Source organism: Sorangium sp. So ce185 (assembly GCF_051526825.1).
Lineage (GTDB): Bacteria > Myxococcota_A > Polyangia > Polyangiales > Polyangiaceae > Sorangium > Sorangium cellulosum_D.
The window spans coordinates 2,507,188-2,526,824 of sequence record NZ_CP150316.1 but is presented as its reverse complement, the minus strand read 5'-3'; the positions used below and the strand labels follow the sequence as shown (position 1 = coordinate 2,526,824).

Annotated in this window: 18 protein-coding genes and 1 pseudogene; 11 read left to right on the top strand and 8 right to left on the bottom strand. The window is 70.3% G+C overall.

The genetic code is table 11. The annotated features are described in order from the left end of the window. The first annotated feature begins 8 nt into the window (after positions 1-8). Positions 9-302 carry a hypothetical protein gene (locus WMF26_RS09405; protein ID WP_061622860.1) on the top strand — a complete coding sequence of 98 codons (294 nt, stop codon included), beginning with the start codon at positions 9-11 and terminating at the stop codon, positions 300-302. Between the two features lie 15 nt (positions 303-317). Here the strand turns inward: WMF26_RS09405 and WMF26_RS09400 are convergent, their stop codons facing one another. Continuing rightward, on the bottom strand, positions 318-1,283 hold the full coding sequence (locus WMF26_RS09400) for a LysR substrate-binding domain-containing protein (protein WP_438000038.1): 966 nt from the start codon (positions 1,281-1,283) through the stop codon (positions 318-320). Positions 1,284-1,409: 126 nt separating this feature from the next. On the opposite strand from WMF26_RS09400, the gene WMF26_RS09395 reads away from it, so the two are divergent. Together WMF26_RS09395 and WMF26_RS09390 are read left to right on the top strand one after the other, a co-directional pair. Next, positions 1,410-4,586, top strand: a complete 3,177-nt coding sequence (locus tag WMF26_RS09395) for an efflux RND transporter permease subunit (RefSeq protein ID WP_438000037.1) — start codon at positions 1,410-1,412, stop codon at positions 4,584-4,586. Further along, positions 4,583-5,833, top strand: a complete 1,251-nt coding sequence (locus tag WMF26_RS09390; protein ID WP_438000036.1) for an efflux RND transporter periplasmic adaptor subunit — start codon at positions 4,583-4,585, stop codon at positions 5,831-5,833. The genes WMF26_RS09395 and WMF26_RS09390 overlap by 4 nt, the downstream gene beginning before the upstream one ends. A gap of 64 nt (positions 5,834-5,897) precedes the next feature. On the opposite strand, the gene WMF26_RS09385 is transcribed toward WMF26_RS09390, so the two are convergent. Continuing rightward, positions 5,898-6,473: a hypothetical protein gene (locus WMF26_RS09385; protein WP_438000035.1), complete on the bottom strand. Its 576-nt coding sequence runs from the start codon at positions 6,471-6,473 to the stop codon at positions 5,898-5,900. Positions 6,474-6,761: 288 nt separating this feature from the next. Here WMF26_RS09385 and WMF26_RS09380 point away from each other — a divergent pair, with 288 nt between their 5' ends. Together WMF26_RS09380 and WMF26_RS09375 are read left to right on the top strand one after the other, a co-directional pair. Next, a complete protein-coding gene (locus WMF26_RS09380; protein WP_437945779.1) occupies positions 6,762-6,917 on the top strand; it encodes a hypothetical protein in 156 nt (51 codons plus the stop codon). 79 nt (positions 6,918-6,996) lie between these two features. After that, the gene (locus WMF26_RS09375) at positions 6,997-7,122 is read left to right on the top strand and encodes a hypothetical protein (protein WP_438000034.1); all 126 of its coding nucleotides are present in this window, start codon (positions 6,997-6,999) and stop codon (positions 7,120-7,122) included. 27 nt (positions 7,123-7,149) lie between these two features. Here the strand turns inward: WMF26_RS09375 and WMF26_RS09370 are convergent, their stop codons facing one another. After that, on the bottom strand, positions 7,150-8,214 hold the full coding sequence (locus WMF26_RS09370) for an ABC transporter substrate-binding protein (protein ID WP_438000033.1): 1,065 nt from the start codon (positions 8,212-8,214) through the stop codon (positions 7,150-7,152). Between the two features lie 113 nt (positions 8,215-8,327). Then, positions 8,328-9,575, bottom strand: a complete 1,248-nt coding sequence (locus WMF26_RS09365; RefSeq protein WP_438000032.1) for an MFS transporter — start codon at positions 9,573-9,575, stop codon at positions 8,328-8,330. Between the two features lie 261 nt (positions 9,576-9,836). On the opposite strand from WMF26_RS09365, the gene WMF26_RS09360 reads away from it, so the two are divergent. After that, the gene (locus WMF26_RS09360) at positions 9,837-10,871 is read left to right on the top strand and encodes a putative zinc-binding metallopeptidase (RefSeq protein ID WP_438000031.1); all 1,035 of its coding nucleotides are present in this window, start codon (positions 9,837-9,839) and stop codon (positions 10,869-10,871) included. Here WMF26_RS09360 and WMF26_RS09355 read toward each other — a convergent pair. Then, entirely contained in the window at positions 10,859-11,830 is a 972-nt protein-coding gene (locus WMF26_RS09355; RefSeq protein WP_438000030.1) for a D-alanine--D-alanine ligase family protein, read from the bottom strand. The genes WMF26_RS09360 and WMF26_RS09355 overlap by 13 nt on opposite strands. A 275-nt stretch (positions 11,831-12,105) precedes the next feature. Here WMF26_RS09355 and otsB point away from each other — a divergent pair, with 275 nt between their 5' ends. Together otsB and WMF26_RS09345 are read left to right on the top strand one after the other, a co-directional pair. Continuing rightward, positions 12,106-12,912, top strand: coding sequence for a trehalose-phosphatase (gene otsB / locus WMF26_RS09350; protein WP_438000029.1), 807 nt, complete (start codon positions 12,106-12,108; stop codon positions 12,910-12,912). Between the two features lie 64 nt (positions 12,913-12,976). Then, on the top strand, positions 12,977-13,822 hold the full coding sequence (locus tag WMF26_RS09345) for a PPK2 family polyphosphate kinase (RefSeq protein ID WP_438000028.1): 846 nt from the start codon (positions 12,977-12,979) through the stop codon (positions 13,820-13,822). A gap of 9 nt (positions 13,823-13,831) precedes the next feature. Here the strand turns inward: WMF26_RS09345 and WMF26_RS09340 are convergent, their stop codons facing one another. After that, positions 13,832-14,302, bottom strand: coding sequence for a hypothetical protein (locus WMF26_RS09340; RefSeq protein WP_438000027.1), 471 nt, complete (start codon positions 14,300-14,302; stop codon positions 13,832-13,834). 771 nt (positions 14,303-15,073) lie between these two features. Between WMF26_RS09340 and WMF26_RS09335 the strand changes: the two genes are divergently transcribed. From WMF26_RS09335 to WMF26_RS09325, 3 genes are all read left to right on the top strand, one after another. Continuing rightward, a complete protein-coding gene (locus tag WMF26_RS09335) occupies positions 15,074-15,196 on the top strand; it encodes a hypothetical protein (RefSeq protein WP_437336817.1) in 123 nt (40 codons plus the stop codon). Between the two features lie 99 nt (positions 15,197-15,295). Beyond that, a complete protein-coding gene (locus tag WMF26_RS09330) occupies positions 15,296-16,132 on the top strand; it encodes a DUF692 domain-containing protein (RefSeq protein ID WP_438000026.1) in 837 nt (278 codons plus the stop codon). A 42-nt stretch (positions 16,133-16,174) separates the two neighbouring features. Further along, complete coding sequence (locus tag WMF26_RS09325; protein ID WP_438000025.1) at positions 16,175-17,113, top strand: hypothetical protein; 939 nt, start codon at positions 16,175-16,177, stop codon at positions 17,111-17,113. Here the strand turns inward: WMF26_RS09325 and WMF26_RS09320 are convergent. Beyond that, complete coding sequence (locus WMF26_RS09320) at positions 17,110-17,976, bottom strand: SDR family oxidoreductase (RefSeq protein WP_438000024.1); 867 nt, start codon at positions 17,974-17,976, stop codon at positions 17,110-17,112. The two genes, WMF26_RS09325 and WMF26_RS09320, sit on opposite strands and share 4 nt — an antisense overlap. Positions 17,977-18,186: 210 nt before the next feature. Next, positions 18,187-19,275, bottom strand: a pseudogene (locus WMF26_RS09315) (transposase). Positions 19,276-19,637: the final 362 nt, after the last annotated feature.

Genomic DNA, 19,637 nt, shown 5'->3' with positions numbered 1-19,637 from the left:
AGGAAGCCATGTCGACCCTGGTACGTCTGTCCGCCGCGACGGCGTTCGCGGCCGTCGCGATGCACGTCGGCGTGCTCGTCACCAGCACCAGCGGGTGCGGAGGCGACGAGTGCGACGAGGAGCCCATCGGGTGCAGCACCGTCGAGGACTGCCCTCGCTGGGTGGTCCGGTGCAACGGCGGGTTCGCCGCGATCGCTGGGCAGTGCACCGAGGCCGGCTGTTGCCGGCGCGCCGTCGACGTGTGCTTGGAAGTGTGCGACTCGTTCGAGCAAAAGGTCTCGAGCTGCTCCCAGTACGATTGAGGCCCCGCCGCTCCTCTACCCCTCCACGGCCGGCCCCGCGCCGCCGGCCCCCGGGTCGCGCTCGTCTTCGCCGGGAGCGCGGCGCGCCGCGCGCGGCTTGCTCTTGCTGACGCCCACCCGCCGCACGAACGAGAGGAACTGCCCGAGCGTGGGCGAGGCGTCGTCGGCCCGCCACGCGAGCAGGAGGTCCGTGACCGGCGCGCCCACGATCGGCCGCAGCGCGAGCCCCCCGCGCCGGATGTTCTTGATGGATTCCGGCAGGATCGAGACGCCGAAGCCCGCCGCCACGAGGCTCAGGATGTCGAGGTGCAGCGCCTCCTGCACGACGCGCGGCGTGAAGCCCGCCTCGCGGCACAGCCCCACCACGAGGTCGAAGAAGGCCGATCCGCGCTGGCGCGGGAACACGACGAACGGCTCGTGCGACAGGAGCTCGAGCGGGATGCGCCTGCGCCCGGCGAGCGGGTGATCCGCCGGCAGGGCGACGAGGAGCGGCTCGCGCCGGACGCACTCGGAGGCGAGCCGCGGGTCGTTGAGCGGCGCCCTCACGAAGCCGACGTCGATGCGCCCGTCCTTGAGCGCGTCGATCTGCTCCTGCGGCGGCATCTCGCGCAGCGCGAGCTCCACCGACGGGAAATCGGTGCGGAAGGCGCGGACCAGCTCGGTGATGCCGCTGTAGGCGAGCGACGACAGGTACCCGACCACGAGGCGCCCGGTCTCGCCGACGCTCGCGCGCCTCGCCTCGTGCACCGCGAGGTCGAGCGCGTCGAAGACCCGCCGCACGTGGGCCAGGAAGACCGCGCCCGCGGGCGTCAGCTCGACGCGCCGCCGCGACCTGTCGAAGAGCGAGAACCCGAGCTCGGACTCGAGATCCTGGATCTGCCGGCTCAGCGGGGGCTGGGCGATGCCGAGCCGCTGCGCCGCGCGGCCGAAATGCCGCTCCTCGGCGACGGCCGTGAAGTACCGGAGGTGGCGCAGGTCCATACCTTGAAGGTATCGTCTGATACGAAATAATAGATTGGACGAACGTCAGGGGCACCCTAAATGCGGAGCCTGCCCTCCGGCGGCCCCGTCCGGGGCGCCCGGGAGGGGGACGGGAATTCGCCGCCCATGTGGCTCGTCCGGATCGCGCTGCAACGCACGTACACGTTCATCGTGATGTCGATGCTCATCGTCATCCTGGGCGTGTTCACCATCACCCGGATGCCGACGGACATCTTCCCCGACATCGACATCCCGGTCCTGTCCGTCATCTTCAACTACGGCGGCCTCCCCCCCGAGGAGATGGAGAAGCGCATCGTCAACAACTACGAGCGCTTCCTGACGACCACAGTCAACGACATCGAGCACATCGAGAGCCAGTCGCTCACCGGCATCTCGATCATCAAGATCTTCCTCCAGCCGGGCGCCAGCATCGAGGCCGCCACCGCGCAGGTGACGGCGGTCTCGCAGACCGCCATCCGCATGATGCCGCCCGGCATCAGCCCGCCGCTCGTCATCCGTTACAGCGCCTCCAGCGTGCCCATCCTGCAGGCCGCGCTGGAGAGCGAGTCGCTGAGCGAGCAGCAGCTCTTCGATTACGCGGTCAACTTCATCCGCGCCGACATCGCCACGATCCGGGGCACGCAGATCCCCTGGCCTTACGGCGGCAAGCAGCGCCAGATCATGGTCGACATCGACCCGCAGCGCCTCTTCGCGTGGGGGCTGTCGCCGCGCGACGTGAACGCCGCCCTCGGCCTGCAGAACGTCATCCTGCCCTCCGGCACGGCGAAGATGGGGGAGAACGAGTACCCCGTCATCATGAACAGCAGCCCCGAGGCGTTCGAGGAGCTCGGGAAGCTGCCGCTCAGGACCGTGAACGGGAGGACCGTCTACCTCCGCGACGTCGCGAGCGTGCGCGACGGGAACGCGCCGCAGACGAACATGGTGCACGTCGAGGGCAAGCGCAGCGTGCTCCTCAGCATCCTCAAGAACGGGAGCGCGAGCACGCTCGACGTCACGTCGCGCATCCACGCGATGCTGCCGAGCACGCTGGAGAAGCTCCCGAAGGAGCTCAAGGTCTCGCTGCTCTTCGATCAGTCGGTGTTCGTCCGCGCGGCGGTCGACGGGGTCGTGCACGAGGCGCTCATCGCCGCGGGGCTCACCGCGCTGATGATCCTCCTGTTCCTCGGGAGCTGGCGCAGCACGCTCATCGTCGTCATCAGCATCCCGCTCTCGATCCTCGTCTCGATCATCGCGCTCCACGCCCTCGGCCACACGCTCAACGTGATGACGCTCGGCGGGATGGCGCTCGCGGTCGGCATCCTCGTCGACGACGCGACCGTGGCCATCGAGAACATCCACAGGAATCTCGGGCAGCGGAAGCCGTTCATCCGCGCGATCATCGACGGCGCGCAGGAGATCGCCGTCCCGGCGCTCGTCTCGACGCTCTGCATCTGCATCGTCTTCGTGCCGGTGGCGTTCATCACCGGCGCCGCGAAGTCGCTCTTCGTGCCGATGGCCATGGCGGTCGTCTTCGCCATGCTCATGTCGTACTTCCTGTCGCGGACGCTCGTCCCGACCCTCGTGCGCCTCTTGCTCGAGCGCGAGGCCGCGGAGCACGCCCACGGCCCGGAGGGGACGGCGAAGCCGAAGAGCCTGTTCGGGCGCGTCTTCGCCGCGTTCAACCGCGCCTTCGACCGGCTGCGGGCGGCCTACGGGGGCTGGCTCGCCTGGGCGCTCGCGCACCGCGCCGCGTTCGTGGGCGCGTTCCTCGCCTTCGTCGCCGCCTCGGTCGCGCTGATCCCGCTCCTCGGCCGCGACTTCTTCCCGAGCGTCGACGCCGGGCTCATCAAGCTCCACGTGCGCGGCGCGCCGGGCACCCGCCTCGAGGAGAGCGAGCGCCACTTCGCGCAGATCCAGGAGACCATCCGCCAGGTGATCCCGCCGGGCGAGATCCGCACGATGCTCGACACCATCGGGATCCCGGCGAGCGGCATCAACCTGTCGCTGAGCGAGGGCGCGCAGATCTCCTCGGCCGACGGGCAGATCTTCATCGCGCTCGAGGAGCACCACCAGCCGACCGCCGGCTACGTGCGCAAGCTCCGCGACAAGCTGAACGCGGCGTACCCCGACACGACGTTCTTCTTCCTCGCCCCCGACATCTCGACGCAGGTCCTGAACTTCGGCCTCGCCGCGCCCATCAACGTCCAGGTCGTGGGCCCGATCGGCAAGGAGGACGAGACCTACGCGGTCGCGCGGCGGATCAAAGGCCGCATGGAGCGGATCCCCGGCGCGGTGGACGTGCACCTCGCGCAGGTGCCGGCGCGGCCGCAGCTCCGCATCGACGTCGACCGCACCATGGCCGACCAGATGGGGCTCAGCCAGCGCGACGTCGCGAGCGACGTCCTCGTCTCGCTCTCGTCGAGCGGGCAGACGTCGCCGACCTACTGGCTCGACAAGCGCGGCGTGCAGTACCTCGTCGCCGTGCAGACGCCCCAGTACGCGATCGGCTCGATCGACGACCTGAACGCGACGCCGCTGTCGACCGGCGACAGCCGGCCCCAGCTCCTGTCGAACGTCGCCTCGCTGTCGCGCTCGACCGGGCCGGCGAACATCACCCACTACAACGTCGCGCGGACCTTCGACGTGCAGGCGAACGTCGACGGCACCGACCTCGGCTCGGTCGCGGGCGCGGTCTCGCGCGTGATCGACGAGCTCAGGCCCGAGCTGCCGCGCGGGACGAAGGTGACCGTCAAGGGGCAGGCGGAGAGCATGGACTCGTCGTTCTCCGGCCTCGGCTACGGGCTGCTCTTCGCGGTCGTGCTCGTGTACCTGCTGATGGTCGTGAACTTCCAGTCGTGGCTCGACCCGCTCATCATCCTGATGGCGCTCCCGGGCGCGGTGGCCGGCATCGCGTGGATGCTCTTCGTGACGCACACGACGCTGAGCGTACCCGCGCTCATGGGCTCGATCATGTGCGTCGGCGTCGCCACGGCGAACAGCATCCTCGTCGTGACGTTCGCGAACGACCAGCGCAAGCTGGGCCGCGACGCCCCCACCGCGGCGCTCGCCGCGGGCATGACGCGCCTCCGGCCGGTGCTCATGACCGCGCTCGCGATGATCTTCGGCATGCTGCCGATGTCGCTCGGCCTCGGCGAGGGCGGCGAGCAGAACGCGCCGCTCGGCCGCGCCGTCATCGGCGGCCTGCTCGTCGCCACGCTGAGCACGCTCTTCTTCGTGCCGGTGATGTACAGCCTCCTCCGGAGCAAGGCTCCGGCCCGAGACCCGCTCGCTGAGGACCTATGAGCTCCCCCGAACGCCCCGCCCAGACGCCGCCCCCGGGCCCCCCCGCCGACGATCTCGGCTTCGATCTGCCGCCGCCCGCCGCGATGACGCGCACGCGCGGCCTCGCCCTCGGCGTGGGCCTCGCCGTCGCGCTCGGGGCGGCGTTCGCCGCGGCGTACCTGCCCCGCCGGAGCGCCCGCGCCGCGCTCGAGGAGGGCGTGCGGGCCGCCGAGGGCGCCGCGCCGCGCGTCGTGGTCGTCTCGCCGCAGCCGGTGTCGAGCGACCGGGCGCTCGTCCTGCCGGGGAGCATCCAGCCGCTCGAGGAGACGGTCGTCTACCCGCGCGTGAGCGGCTACGTGCGGAAGTGGAGCGCCGACATCGGCGACAAGGTCGAGGAGGGGCAGGTCCTCGCCGAGATCGACACGCCCGAGCTCGATCAGGAGCTCGCGCAGGCCCGCGCGCAGCTCGTGCAGGCGAACGCCGGCCTCGTGCAGGCCCAGGCGAACCGCGACCTGTCGCGATCGAGCGTGCAGCGCTACCAGCAGCTCGTCCCCGCGGGCGTGGCGCCGCAGGAGGAGCTCGAGCAGCGGCAGGGCCAGGCGCACGTCGCCGAGGCGAGCGTCACCGTGGCGCAGGCGGCGATCGCCGCGCAGCAGGCGAACATCCAGCGCATCCTGGATCTCAAGAAGTTCGCGAAGATCGCCGCGCCGTTCGCGGGGACGGTCACCTCGCGGACGATCGACCGCGGGGCGCTGGTCACGGCGGGCAACGGGACGCCGCTCTTCCGGATCGCGGCGACCGACCCGGTGCGCGTCTTCGTGGGCGTCCCGCAGGACGTGGCGCCCAGCGTGCGGATCGACGCGCCGGCGAAGGTCACGGTGCGCGAGTTCGCGGGGCAGCCGTTCCAGGGCACGATCGCGCGCACGGCCGGCGCGCTCGACGCGGCGACGCGGACGATGAACACCGAGGTGCGGGTGCCGAACCCCGACGGGCGGCTCCTCGCGGGCATGTACGCCGAGGTCGCGCTGACCCTGCCCACGCCGCACCGCGTGCTCGAGATCCCGGCGACGGCGCTCTACAACGACGCCAAGGGGCTCCGCGTGGCCGTCGTGGATCCCGGGGGCAAGATCCGCTTCGCGCCGATCACGGTCGAGCGCGACACGGGCGCGACGATCCACGTGTCGACGGGGCTCGACGGGAGCGAGCGGATCGTGAAGCTCGCGAGCGCGGAGCTGACCGACGGGATGGCGGTCGAGGTCCTCAAGTGACCGGCCGCCGCCGCCCCCGGGCGCCTCGGCGGCTCTTCCGCCAGGGCCGCTGTCGACGCCGGCGCTAGTCTTCGAAATACGCCGGGATGTCGATGAACTCTTGCGTGAACAGCGCCCTGAAGAACTCGGTGTCCGTGCCGGGCGCGAGCTCGAGATACCGGGTGTACTCCAGCACCGTCTGATTGCCGCACTGGGTGAGATCCCCGAGCGCGTAGTACTGCTCCATGCCGAACGCCGGATCCAGGAGGCGGACGAGGATCTGGTGGTGCGCCTCGGAGCGGTAGATGATCTCCTCGTGGAGCGTGACGCCCCCCGAGGTGAACTGGTACGCCGAGGGGATCGTCTCCGGGCCTCCGCCGTTCAGCCACAGGAACGTCGGCGCCACGTCGGGCAGGACCGCCTCCACGAACCACTCGATGTCGCGGAGCACGGGCCAGACCTCGCTGATGGGCGCGTCGATCAGCACCCGCTGGTAGCTCAGATACTGATCCTGTCCGATGCTCTGGAACAGGAACACGCTCTGGTCGTCGCAGCTCGCGCTGGACGCCACGCCGACGTCGTCGCCGAGCGGGCCTTCGGTCGCGGCCGCGCTGCCCGTATAAAGCAGCGCCGCCAGGCAGCCCGCGAAGAAAGTCGACAAACTCGTGGTGATCCTCATGGTAAGTCACCTCTCTTTACAATCGGGAGATGGCGATTCGTGCGCTGGCGTGGCGCCTGCGGCGTCACGTGCGCACTCCGGTCTCGCATGGCCCTCGCGTTCGCGAGCGCTCACAGCGCTCACCGGCCAATTGAAGCAGCCTAGCAAATGGGGCCTTATCCGTCGAGCGGAGACGGACGCGATCCCTCGCCTACAACGTTTGTACATGCGAGCGCGCGCTTCAATCACGTCTCATGTCTCACCTCTCACCTCACCCGATGTGGCGGGGCGATGAAGTGCCTCGGGGTCCGCGTGATGGCCGCCGGATTCGACCGTCGATGGCTCACGTCGGCTCACGTCCTGGCGCAGCGCGGCGTGGCCCTGAGCGGCATCATCCCCTACAGCACCTCGCAGGCGGGCATCGCCGCCGCGATGAGCGCGAGATAGCCGCCCTCGAACGCGCGGCGCTCCGGAAGTTCACGCTCCCGAGCGCTCCACGAAACCTGCGCCCGCCTACGGTGGCGCCATGACGCGCATGGAGCTGGTGGAGCAGATCGTCGCAGCGAAGCTGGAGCGCAAGCTGACCTGGAGCAAGGGCGACCGCGTGCGCGTGGTGATGCACGGCAAATTCCTCCCCTACCGCAAGTGGTAGCGGCAGGGGCGCGCCGGGGCGGCGCCGTCACTGGACCGGTGTCGTCGCGAACGGGTTGAGCTGGTTCGTATACAGGTCCTCGGCCTTGATCTGGCCCGGCTTCAGCTCGCCGTCCTTCACCAGCCAGTCGATCCAGACCTGGTATTCCTTGGACGACAGGAGCCCTCCCTTGCCGGCGACGCCCATGCTGGTCCAGTACTTCACCGCGGACGCGTCCTCGTTGCGGCCCCGCCGCTCGATGATGCGCGTGAGGCGGGCCACCACCTCCTCGCGCGGGGTGCTCCGCGCCCACTCGACGGCGCGCCCCACGGCCTCCACGAACTTGCGGGCGCTGTTCGGGCTCTCCTCGAGGAAGCGCTTCCTCAGCACGTAGCTGCCGGCGGTGAACTCGCCGAACAGCTCGTGATCCGAGAACAGCGCCCGGATGCCGCCGCGCTCGAGCGCCTTGTCGCGCAGGATGTCGCCGAGGACCGCGACGTCGACCTGCTTCTGCCGGAGCGCCTGCTCCGCGCTCACGGGCGGCAGCACCACCAGCGTGACCTGCGCGATCTCGGCGCCCGTCAGCCCGCTGCGCGACAGGTACTCCTTCAGCATGAACTCGTGGTGCGCGCCCAGCGTGTTCATCGCGACCTTCTTGCCCAGGAGGTCGCGCGGCGACCGGATGGCGCTGTCCTCGGTCACGTAGAAGCCGCTCCAGCGCTTCGCGTCGACCCCGTAGCCGCCCACCACCGCCCGGAGCGGCGCCCCGGCGGCGATCAGCTTGATCACCGCGCCGTTGAACGCCTGCCCGAAATCGGTGTCGCCGGTGACCACCGTCTGGATGTCCTGCGGCCCGCTGATCGTGTTGCCGACGTAGCTGAGCTTGAGCGGGGCGAGGTACCCGAGGTCCTCTGCCAGCTCGGGCACCGAGACCACGCCGGCGAACCCCTGATGGCGCAGCTCCAGCACCTCGTAGTCGCCCGCGGCCCTGTCGCCCTGGCCGCCGCCCGGCTCGGCCTTCGAGCAGGCCGCGAGCGAGAGCGCGGCAGAGAGCGCCGCCACGAACGCGCGGCGGGTTACGGTGAACGGAGCAGGCGGTTCGAGTTCGCGCATGGGTGCAAGGCCTCTGTGTGCGCCGTGGGCCGGCGTGTGATCTGGATCGCCCCTCTCCTGCGGGGACATCGTCGACGGCGCGCGCCGTACCTCTCGGCTGACGCTGATCACGCTTACTCGGCGGCCGCCGGCTCGGTCGGGGCGGGGTGCACCGCGGCCACGGCGCTCGACGTCCTGCGCGCCAGCGCGACGAGCAGCCCGAAGAGCACGGACAGGAGCAGGAACATCGACTGGAGCCCGAGGCTCTTGCCCACGAGGCCGCCCACGGTGCTGCCGAACAGGCCTCCCGACGGGCCCACGAGGGCGTGCAAACCGGCCACCTTCCCCCGCCCCACGCGCGCGCCGATGCGGGCGATGCGGGTGAGGTTCGCGATCTGCAAGAGGCCGAGCCCGAGGCCGAGGATCAGGCCGCCGGCGCGGAGCAGGTCGAGCTCGCCCGAGAGGCCGAGCAAAAAGAGCGCGATCGGGACGAGGACGAGGCTCGTGAGGTAGATGCGCTCGTGCCCCACCCGGCCGACCAGGCCGCCCAGCGCGAACAGCGCGAAGATGTAGGTCACGCCCTGCCACGCGAGCAGCCCCGAGGCCTCGGCCGCCGTCAGGTCGGCGACGGCGACGCCGATCGGGATGATGAAGAACATGAAGAACGAGTTGACCGACTGGGCCGCGAACTCGATCATGCACACGCCGCGCAGCTCGACGTCCTGCGCGAGCAGGCCGAGATCGGACCGGACGCCGGAGAGGCGGAGCTCCCTCCGGGGGGTGGACCGCGCCGCATAACGACCGAAGACGATCGGCGACATGAAGACCGTGACGAGGAAGCTCGCCCCGATGAGCCAGTAGGTGCCCTGAAAGCCCAGGGCCTTGGTGAGCGCGGCCGCGAGCATGGGGCCCAGCAGGAACATGCCGACCATATGGGTAGCGCGGTACCAGCCGGCCTTGCCCTCGCCCACCGTCTCGAGCTGCTGCATGAACACGGTGCTCAGCGAGACGAAGCGCATCGGCATGAAGAAGCTGATCGCCGTCGTGCAGACCAGCAGGAACACCGGAGACGGGACCGCCGGCAAGGCCATGTAGAGCGTCCCCGCAACGAGGCTCCCCAGCACGAACAGCCGCGAGGGCCCGAGGTGATCGACGAGCAGCCCGATCGGGATGCTCATGAGCAGCACCCCGACGCTCTGCGATCCGGCGATGAGCCCGAGCAGCGCCTCGTTCGCCTTGAGATCCAGCGCGTAGAGCGTCGTGGTCACCTTGGCGACGCCGACGCTGATGCCCATGACCGAGGACAGCGCCGCGAACACCAGAAGAAAGCGGTTCTTGTCGATGAAGGAACGCAGCTTGACCTCGTGGACGGCGCGAATCACGCCCGTTGATCCGCGCCAGCGATCGGCGGCCGTCACCGCGTGTCCGCGGTGCCCGCGATCGTCGGAGACCGTCAGCAACGAGCAACGCCCGTGCCGCGCCGCCGCGCGCCGCTCGGCGAGGCCGGCCGCGCGCGCGCTGCTGCCCCGGCAGCAACCGGTGGTGATCCGCTGCTCCGGCGCCAGCAGGACCACGCCGTCGCGCGCCCGATCGGCCGCCCGCGACGGCGGGCGCCCGCGCCGGCGCGGCGGTATGCTGGCGCCATGGCCGCCGCCGCTCCCCCCGACGAGCCCGCCTTTCACGAGCCCGCCCTCGGGCCGGTGCCGCTCCGGGATCTCGGCCTCACCATCGCGGGAACGCGCCTCGAGGCGATCATCGCGGAGTTCACGGCGGAGCTCGAGCTCGCCGGGCTCCGCCGGGTCCGCCCGCGATTCTACCTCTCCACGGAGTGGGGAGTCCCGTTCAACACGATCTCGATCGGCATCCCGTTCTACCTGGCGAGGCCCGACCTGACGGCGCTCCACGGCGCGCGCACGGGGCATGTCGAGGGCGTCTCCCGGGCGGATTGCCTGCGTTACCTCCGCCACGAGATGGGGCACGTCGTCAATTACGCGTATCGACTGTACGGCGAGCCGGAGTGGGTGGAGCGCTTCGGCCCGATCGACGCGCCCTACCACGAGGGCTACCGGCCGATCCCGTTCAGCCGCCGGCATGTCGTCCACCTGCCCGGCTGGTACGCGCAGAAGCACCCGGACGAGGACTGGGCAGAGACGTTCGCCGTCTGGATGACGCCCGGGCGCGCGTGGCGGGTCGAGTACGCCGACTGGCCCGAGGCGCTCGCCAAGCTGGAGTACTGCGATCGCGCCATGGCCGCGCTGCGCGAGCGCGACCCGGTCGTGACCGACGACGCGCTCGACGAGGACGTCGCCGAGCTCGGCACGTCGCTCGACGAGTATTACGGCGCGGCGCTCCCCGGCGACGGCGAGCTGCCGCGGGGCTTCGACGGCGCGCTGCGGGCGATCTTCGACGAGCTCGACGCGCCGGACGAGGCGGGCGCGGAGCGGCCGGCCGCGGCGCTCATCCTGGACATGGAGCGGGAGCTCGTCGCCAGCGTCTACCGCTCGACCGGCCATTTCCCCGAGGCGACGCGGCCGCTCGTGCGCCACCTCGCCGGCCGCGCGGGCGAGCTCGGGCTCGCGTACCGCGCCGCGAACGAGCGGACGGCGGTGATCGCCTTCGCGGCGCTGGTCACGGCGCTCGCGATGAACCACGTGCGCACCGGCAGCTACTTCGCGTAGCGCTGCGTCGCGAGGTCGACGATCCGCTGGACGAGCGCGTCGTACCCGATGCCGGCCGCGGCGGCGGCCATGGCGAACTCCCCCGAGGCCTCGAGGTAGCAGCTCGCGTTGACCTCGATCACGTAGATGTCGCCGGCCTCGGTGAGCCGGAGATCGACACGGCCGTAGTCCTTCACGCGGAGCGCCCGGTAGGCGTCGAGCGAGACCTTCTGGAGCCTCGCCCGGAGCTCGTCGGAGAGCTCCGCGACGACGGCCTTCGTGCCCTTGTACTCGGCGCTCTGCTCGTCGAACTTCGCCTTCTGATCGAGGATGTGCGGCCGCCCCTCCGGGAAGCCGGTGAAATCGATCTCGATCGGCGGGAGCGCCGTGGGCTGCGCGTTGCCGAGGATCCCGACGTAGAGCTCCCGCCCCTCGATGAACTCCTCGGCGAGGGCCGAGTCGTCGCACTCCTCGTGGATGGCGAGGACCCGCTTCATGAGGGATCGGGCGTCGTGGACGAGTCCGTTCCTGTCGATGCCGATCGACGCGTCCATGCGGAGCGGCTTGACGAACAGGGGCATGTGCAGGTTGCCCCCGGTCTCGAAATCCGCGTCCTTGGAGAAGACGGCGAACTTTGGATAGAGGATGCCCTCGAAGGCGAGGATCTTCTTGGAGAGGCCTTTGTCCTGCGCGAGCGAGAGCTCCGCGGGGCCGGCGCCCGTGTAGCGGAGGCCGAGCATGTCGAGCAGGCCGACCACGGAGACGTCGCCGAGCACGTTGTCGCCGAACATCTCCATGAGGTTGAAGACGAGATCGGGGCGGGCGCGCGAGAGGGCGGAGACGAGCCGCGCGACGTCGCCGTGCTCGGCGATGACCGACACCTCGTGTCCGCCGTTCCTGAGCGCCCGGGCGACCTGCTCGACCACAACATCCGGCTTCTGGTCCGGGGCCTCGATGTACGTGAGAACGACGATGTTCATGGCAGGGCTCGGCGCCGCGTCGACGCGCTCGACGCCGTCGACGCACTCGACGTCGTCGATGCACTCGACGTCGTTGACGCCGTCGACGCATGAGCATGAAGCGAGCCAGGCTCGATCTGCGGAGAGAACGAGAGGAAACCGCCCCTCGCCGGCGCCTCACCCGCGTGGCGCAACGTCGCAGAGGGGCGATTTGCCGCTCTGGAGCGGAGGCTCTACCGACCTCCGCAGTTCGAAGATCCTCATCGGGGCCTGGCCGCGGTAGAATCGCGAACAGCATGGACGTGAGCCAGCTCATCGAGCGCGCGGCGGCAGCGCCGTCGTTGCTCCTCGCGACGGACTTCGACGGGACCATCTCCGAGATCGCCGCGGTGTCGGGCGGGGCGGTCGCGGAGCGGGGCGCCATCGAGGCGCTCCAGGCGCTCTCCGGCGCGCCGGGGACGACGGTGGCGCTCGTGTCGGGCAGGACGATCCACGACCTCGCGGCGCGCACGGCGGCGCTCGAACCGGCGTGGCGCGTCGGCGAGCACGGGGCCGAGATCGCGGCGCCGGGCGGGGCGCTCGTGTACGAGGCGGAGGCGCCGGCCGAGGCGCTCGACGCGCTGGAGCGGGACGCGGAGGAGATCGCGCGGCGCGTCCCCGCGTTCTGGGTCCAGCGCAAGCGGTGCTCGATCGCGCTCCACTGGCGGCTCGTCTCGGCGGAGGCTCGGCCGGCGGCGTTCGACGCCATCGAGGCGTGGTCGGGCGCGGCGCGGCGGAAGGGGCTCGTGGTCATGAAGGGGCGCAGCATCCACGAGGCCAGGGACGCCGCGCACGACAAGGGCGGCGCCCTGGCCTTCCTGCTGGCGCGGCTGCCGCCGGGGACGCTCGTGGTCTACGCGGGCGACGACACGACCGACGAGCCGGCGATCGCCTACGCGCGAGCGAACGGGGGCGTGGGGGTGTACATCGCCTCCGCCGAGCGGCCGGACGCCGGGGTCGAGCCCGACCTGACGCTCGGCGACCCCGGGGCGTGGATCGCCCTGCTCAAGGAGCTCGCGGCGCGGCGCCGCGGCCTGGCGAGCGCGGCGCTGCGCCCGGCGTGACGGAGCCGCCGCGCGGCGTCGCTCCAGGGGAGGCGCCCGGGCCGGATCGTGTAGGCTCGCGGGCATGCCCATCACGCGACTCACGAAGCCCGATTCGAAGTTTCGCCTCGAGGACGTCTCGACGGACCCGCCCCGCGACGCGACGAAGCAGGAGGCGGCCGAGCGGCTCCACGAGCTCGGCAAGGAGCTGCTCGAGCTCCAGGAGCTCATGTGGGGCGCGCGGACGCACAGCGTGCTCATCGTGCTCCAGGGCCGCGACGCGGCCGGCAAGGACGGCGCGATCAAGAACGTCGTCGGCGCGCTGAACCCGCGCGGCGTGAGCGTGAGCTCGTTCGGCGTGCCGACGAAGGAGGAGCGGGAGCACGATTTCCTGTGGCGGATTCACCGGCACGCGCCCCGCGCGGGGGAGTTCGCCATCTTCAACCGCTCTCATTACGAGGACGTGCTCGTCGTGCGCGTGCACGACCTGGCGCCCAAGTCGCTGTGGGGCGAGCGCTACGACCACATCAACGATTTCGAGGAGCTGCTCGCCGAGCACGGGACCATCGTGATCAAGTTCTTCTTGCACATCAGCAAGAAGGAGCAGGAAAAGCGGCTCCTGGAGCGCGAGGAGAACCCCTCGACCGCCTGGAAGCTCAACGTGAACGACTGGAAGGAGCGGGAGGTCTGGGACGAGTACACGGAGGCCTACGAGGACGTCTTCCGGCGCTGCTCCTCGCGGTACGCGCCCTGGTGCGTCGTCCCGGCCGACGCGAAGTGGTACAGGAACCTCGTCGTCGCCGAGGCCGTGGCCGAGGCGATGCGGGAATACCGCGACGACTGGCTGAAGACGCTCGAGCGGAACGGTAAGGAGGGCCGCGAGGCGCTCGAGGAGTACCGCAGATCGAAGGGCGTGCGGCACAAGGGGTGAGCGGGCAGCTCAGGACGACGCACGGGGCCCGCCCACGTCGTGGGGGAGCGCGAGCGGCCGGCGCCTGAACCACGGTATCGTGCGCCGGCCCACGCCCTCCCAGGCCGCGACATCGGAATAGGCGTGCGTCATCGTCGCGCCGATGAGGAGGTTTGCGACGTTGACGGCCATCTGCAAGAGCCTGGACCGGATCAGCAGGTGGGCCTCGGCGCGCGGGCAGTTCTTCTTCAGCCACTCGGTCATCTGGTCGCGAAAATCGGTGTCCATCCTGGGCGACTCGAGCGCGTCCACCATGTAGATGCACCGCTGGAATTGCCGGATCTGCCGCTCGCCGTCCTCGATGACGTGGGGCGCAAACTCTCCGATCTGGAGATCGCGACAGACGTAGAGCATCAGGCCCTTGCCGAGCTCGTAGCTCCGCATGACGCCGCGGTAGTCGACGTAAAGCCAGCTCTGCTCCTCGATTCTCTGCTTTTTCATGGGGCACCGCCCGTCCCCGCGTACGCGCGGAACCGGCCCACCGCGCCAGTGTAGGCGTTGGATGAGGCTGCGTCATGGACGTTGGCGGCCCGGGGCGCGGGCAGGATGCGTGGCGCTCGGCCGTGGCGAGCCGAGCAGCGCCCTCGCCACGGGCCGTGAACCAGCCGCCTGCGGGTCTGCGGAGGGATCTGCCGAGCTCGCCCGTCACGCGCGGCTGACCCCGAGCGCCGATGGCGTACGGCGCTCTGTTCCCGCGGCGCGGTGGCGCTCCCGGCAGCAGCGGCCGCGCTCGGCGCTCGCGCGGCACGGGGGCGGCTGCCGCACGCGCGCGCCTCTCCGAGGTCACCGCGGCGACCACGCTCGGCGAGCCTCCCTCGGCAAGGCTCTGCCCTCACCTGCGGGACTTTGCATTCCCGAGCAAGACGTTGCCCTCCTCGGCGGGGCTCGAACGGGCGAGCTGGTCACGGCGGCCCGTCACCTCCGCCCCTGGCTCTCCCGCGACGTCCAGCGGTGAGCCCCGCCGATCCAAGCGGTTCCCCGGCCGTTTCACCGCCGCCATCGCCGTGCGTGAGCCACGGCGCCGGGCCGATCCTCGCGGCCCTGCATGCACGCCTGGCACGCCGCTCCTCCAGCGGCACGGCGCTTGATTGGGCTTCTGCGCGGGCGGAACGTCGGTAGGGGTGAAGCGGCGGGCCTCAGTCCGCACGAGGCGCCTTCCGACCTGTCCGTGACCGAGCAGGACGACCTGCGTCGAACGAAGGAGAGAATGAGATGAACACAGACACCAGCGGATTCGATCTCGAGATGATCACACCTGACGACCCCACCGAGCTGGAGGTGAGGGAGGTCTCGTTGTGTTGTCGTTGCTGCTACGGCCGCGTGAGCGACGAGTGACATGAGCGGCAGGGAGGCGCGCCCCCTGCCGCCGGCGCCCAGGCAGCGCTCGCTGCGCTGCCTGGGCGCCTCCTTTTCCCTGCGCGCGAGGATCTGCTCATGAGTGCGAAGCCGAGATTCGACCTGCCGCGCATCGGCGTTGGGCTCGCCTACCGGCCCTGGTTCGTGCGCGGGCTCAAAGAACACCGCGATCGTATCGACTGGATCGAGATCTGCGCGGACCACTACATCGACCGGACAGAGGGGCGGGTCGCGCGCGCCGTCGAGCTGAGCCAGCGTCTCCCCATAGCGCCCCATGGCCTCGAGCTCTCCATCGGCACCGACGCGCCGCTCGACGTGGATTACTGCCGCGACGTCGCGCGCCTCGCGAAGGCGGTCCGCGCCCCCTGGTACAGCGATCACCTCTGCTTCACGCAGGTCTCCCAGATCGAGCTCGGCCAGCTCACGCCGATCGCGTTCTCCGAGCCCGCCGCGGCGCGCTGCGCGGCCAAGGCACGGCAGTTCCAGGACATGCTCGGGGTCCCGTTGCTCCTCGAGAACATCGCCTATTACCTGGCGATCCCCGGGGGCACCATGACAGAGGCGGATTTCATCAGCAAGGTCGTGAACGACGCCGATTGCGGCATCTTGCTCGATCTCACGAACCTGTACATCAACGCCCAGAACCTCCACTATGATCCGTATGAGTTCATCGACCGCATCCCGCTCGAGCGCGTCGTGCAAGTCCACCTTGCCGGCGGAGCTTACGAAGAGGGGATGTGGATCGACACGCACAGCCACCCGGTCGACAGGCACCCCGAGGTCTGGGACCTGCTCGACTATCTCTGCCGGAGAGCGCCCGTGCGCGGCATCCTCATCGAGCGCGACGCGAATCCGCCGGAGAAATTCGACGAGATCCTGGAAGAGGTCGAGCACGCGAGGGCCGTCTGGGCGTGAGGCGAGGCTCGCGCAGCCGCTGGGTGGACGATGGATCGTGCCATGAATGACGTGACAGAGGGGCGGGCGATGGATACGGACCAATCGGCGTTTCAGACGGCGTTCGCGCGGCTGCTCACCGATCCCGAGGCGTTCGAGCGGTTTTACGACGACCCGGCGCGCTTCGCCGAGGAGAGCGCGCTGAGCCCCGGACAGCTGTCCGCGCTCCAGTCCCTCGACAAGGACCGGCTGCGCTGGATCGCGGGTTCGCTGAGCGTCAAGCGCTTCTTCCTCGTCGAGACGTACTTCCCCGCCACGTTCGCGCTGCTCCGGCGCCGCAAGGCGTTGTCGAAGGTGCAGCGGAGCCTCATCGCGACCCACCGCCCGATCAAGTCCGAAAGGCTGATTCGCGCGTTTCGCGACGCCCTCTGGTTCGCCGAGATCGTCGAGCGGCAGCTCGACCGAGGGGAGCTCGATATCCCCTACCTCACCGACGTGATGCGCTGCGAGCGCGCCGAGTTCATGCTGTGGTCCGACGCCGCGAGCGCCGCGAGCGCGGACGATTTCAGGTCGCGGAACGCGTCGAGGCCGAGCGTCACCGACGAGGAGCTGCTCGACGGCGCCGTGCGCGCGGGCCGGCACGTCGAGCTGCACGAGCTCTCGTGCGACGTCTTGCCGTTCATCCAGGCGCTCGTCGATGGCAAGGCGCCGCTCGATCCGGAGCCCGCGCCGACGCTGATCCTGTTCGGGAGGATCGCGGTGGCCGATCGCGTCCAGAAGGCGCGCGTCGGGCGGTTGATCAAGTCGTTCCTGACCCGCGCCGGCGGCGGAAGGCCCACCCGGGAGATCCTCGCGGAGATCCTCGGACCCGAGGCCGATCCCGCCGCGCGGGCCGCCGCCGAGCGAGATTGCTGCCGAGCGCTGCAGAAGCTCTACGCGCTGAACTTCGTGACGATCGAGGAGAGCGCCGGGCCGAGCGCGCGTCGACGATCTCTCGGCTAGCTCCCGCCTGCGAGCGCCTCGAACCAGGCGCGCAGCGGCCGTGTGCCGCGCGCGGGCGCGACCGAGTCGGACGTCATGACGGCCGCCGCGAACTCCAGCAGATCCGACAGCCGCGGATGGATGCCCTCGAGCAGCACGCTCGTGGACCGGAGCACCCCCGCGGGGACGTGCACGATGAGCCCCTTCTTGCCGACCGCGTCGAACGCCAGGCGCATCACCTCGTCGCGCGTCATGACGTCGGGCCCGCCCACGGGCACCACGTCAGGCCCCCCGGCGAGCACCTCGGCGAGCGCCTCGGCGACGTCCGCGGGGTGCACCGGGTTGGTCCTCGCGAGGCCGTCGCCGGGCACCGTGCCGACGCCGGCGCGGGCCATCGCGATCATGTCGTTCAACGCGGAGTAGATGCCGGTCGGGCGCACGAACGAGAACGAGAGGCCGGAGGCGCGAATGCGCTCCTCCATCTGGAGATGGGCGGCCAGATAGCGGGTGTGGGCATAGCCGGGGCCAGGGTGCGCGGAGAGGTAGACGAAGCGCTTCACCCCGGCCCGCTTCGCCGCCTCGAGCAGGTGCGTGTTCGCCACCACGTCGACGTCGTAATAGCTCCTGCGCTCGCGCAGCGTCATCGAGACATTCGCGCCGAGACACGACACGACCGTATCGACGCCATCGAGCGCGCCGGTCACGGCCCCGGGCTCCGCCGCGTCGGCGACGACGACCTCCGAGGCGAGACCGCGGAGGCCCGCGGCGTTGCCCTCGGCGCGAGAGAGCGTGCGCACGAAGTGACCCTGGCCGCGGAGCAAGCGCAAGAGCTCGGAGCCGACCGCGCCCGTGGCGCCGGCGAGGAGGATCCGCTGCACAGTCATCGGGTCACCCGTTCCTTTCGAGCGCGGCGCCCGGGAGCGCCCCGCCCCTCGCCCGCGCGGCCGCGCAGCGACACAAGCCTTGCCAGCATGTCGGCGTCGATGTCAAGGATCGCGCGAGCTGCCGCGGACGGGCGGGTGGTGCTGCACTTTGTCCCAAAGTGCAGCACCCGTGCTCAAAGTGCAGCACCTTGCGCAAGCGAAGTGCAGCACTCACGACCCCTCCGGGGGATCGAACAGGGACAGCTGGACCGGGCTGCGAGGCGGCTCGGAAGGAGGCGGAGGAACGGCCTGGACCGGCGGGACCGGCGCAGGCGGAGGAGGCTCGGAACGGCGCGACGAGCGCTTCAACGCGGGCGTCGGCTCGGTCACGAGGCGCAGGAAGCCCCGGTTGTTCGGGAGCGGCCTCGCAGGCGCGGAGGGCTAGCGATGAGTGAGCGGCTTCCCCTCGGGGGCGGCGGCCTCCTCCTCGGCCAGGAGCGTCTTCAGGAGTTCGTCCAGCGTCCCACACGTGCTCGGTGATGCCGGCCTGCATGGCGGGCGTGACGCGCAGAGTGCGCACGACGCGGCACAGGTTGTAGGCCACGTAGTTGAGCGCCACGGCAGCGCGGTGGTGGTCGGCCTTCTTCGAGAAGGCCAGGCACAGCCGCCGCATCCGCCCGTTGGTGTGGCGCGTGGAGCCGTTCAGGCGCTCGACGTAGGCCGTCGATGCCTTGGCCGGGTCGGGCGCGCCGTAGACCACGGACTTCGTGATGAACGGGTCGCGCGGCGGCTCGTACCGGTGGTCGTCGCGCCGGCCACGGCTGCCGGAGTGGTAGTTCTTCACCGTCTCCATGTAGTCGATGCTCGTCCCAAAGAACGCGCCGACGGCGGGGGTGTACGGAACGAACCCGTCGCTGGTCAGCTGCGGCATGACCATCATGCGGGCCCGCAGGTCAGCGATGAAGGCGTCCGTCGTCGCCTGGTCGCGCTTGCCGACACGCCAGGAGATGACCATGCGGCTCGTCGCATCGACGGCCACGAAGGTGTACGCCTCGCCCACGTCGGGCGGGTCGGCCTCGGTCACGCGAGACTGCTTCTTCTGCACGAAGGACCAGATCTCGTCCACCTGGACCAGGCTGCACTGCACGTCGCGCACGAGGCGGTCGTGCAGGCGCACCGCACCTGCACCCAGCGCCAGCAGGAGACGCGTGATGGTGCGGTGGTTGACCTCGATCATGCGCTCGACGCGCGGATGCTGTTGCCATCCAGCAGGGCAGCCAGAACGCGCACGCGCTTCTCCGCCGGGAGCACGTTCGCCACGGGACCGTTGCCTTTCTCCGGCGGAGGGCCCACGATCCGGTCTGCCAGAACGTCGGGCGGGTCGCTCCGCACGGCTTCTGCCGCCTCGCTTCTGGGTCGCGATCGGAGGCGGGCGTTTTCGTCTAAGGTCCTCCGATTATAGCGATTTTGCCGAGAAAAACCGCTCGGAATGGCGCGAAAGAGGGGGCGCTAGGACAGCTGGTGTCATAGCGGCAAGGCTACATTGTGCTCCAGCGGGGCTGATGAGCGCGGTGCGTCTCATCACCGATGGCTCTGTGACCGTCGGACGGTCTGGAGCGGGCTACGGCAGATCGCTGCAGGAGAAGCGCCTACACTGATCGCTATTCAAGCAAGCCATTCCG

Coding starts and splice junctions, on each gene's coding strand:
- WMF26_RS09405 (WP_061622860.1), top strand. CDS start 9: ATGTCGACCCTGGTACGTCTGTCCGCCGCGACGGCGTTCGCGGCCGTC.
- WMF26_RS09400 (WP_438000038.1), bottom strand. CDS start 1,283: ATGGACCTGCGCCACCTCCGGTACTTCACGGCCGTCGCCGAGGAGCGG.
- WMF26_RS09395 (WP_438000037.1), top strand. CDS start 1,410: ATGTGGCTCGTCCGGATCGCGCTGCAACGCACGTACACGTTCATCGTG.
- WMF26_RS09390 (WP_438000036.1), top strand. CDS start 4,583: ATGAGCTCCCCCGAACGCCCCGCCCAGACGCCGCCCCCGGGCCCCCCC.
- WMF26_RS09380 (WP_437945779.1), top strand. CDS start 6,762: ATGAAGTGCCTCGGGGTCCGCGTGATGGCCGCCGGATTCGACCGTCGA.
- WMF26_RS09375 (WP_438000034.1), top strand. CDS start 6,997: ATGACGCGCATGGAGCTGGTGGAGCAGATCGTCGCAGCGAAGCTGGAG.
- WMF26_RS09370 (WP_438000033.1), bottom strand. CDS start 8,214: ATGCGCGAACTCGAACCGCCTGCTCCGTTCACCGTAACCCGCCGCGCG.
- WMF26_RS09360 (WP_438000031.1), top strand. CDS start 9,837: ATGGCCGCCGCCGCTCCCCCCGACGAGCCCGCCTTTCACGAGCCCGCC.
- WMF26_RS09355 (WP_438000030.1), bottom strand. CDS start 11,830: ATGAACATCGTCGTTCTCACGTACATCGAGGCCCCGGACCAGAAGCCG.
- otsB (WP_438000029.1), top strand. CDS start 12,106: ATGGACGTGAGCCAGCTCATCGAGCGCGCGGCGGCAGCGCCGTCGTTG.
- WMF26_RS09345 (WP_438000028.1), top strand. CDS start 12,977: ATGCCCATCACGCGACTCACGAAGCCCGATTCGAAGTTTCGCCTCGAG.
- WMF26_RS09340 (WP_438000027.1), bottom strand. CDS start 14,302: ATGAAAAAGCAGAGAATCGAGGAGCAGAGCTGGCTTTACGTCGACTAC.
- WMF26_RS09335 (WP_437336817.1), top strand. CDS start 15,074: ATGAACACAGACACCAGCGGATTCGATCTCGAGATGATCACACCTGAC.
- WMF26_RS09330 (WP_438000026.1), top strand. CDS start 15,296: ATGAGTGCGAAGCCGAGATTCGACCTGCCGCGCATCGGCGTTGGGCTC.
- WMF26_RS09325 (WP_438000025.1), top strand. CDS start 16,175: ATGAATGACGTGACAGAGGGGCGGGCGATGGATACGGACCAATCGGCG.
- WMF26_RS09320 (WP_438000024.1), bottom strand. CDS start 17,976: ATGACTGTGCAGCGGATCCTCCTCGCCGGCGCCACGGGCGCGGTCGGC.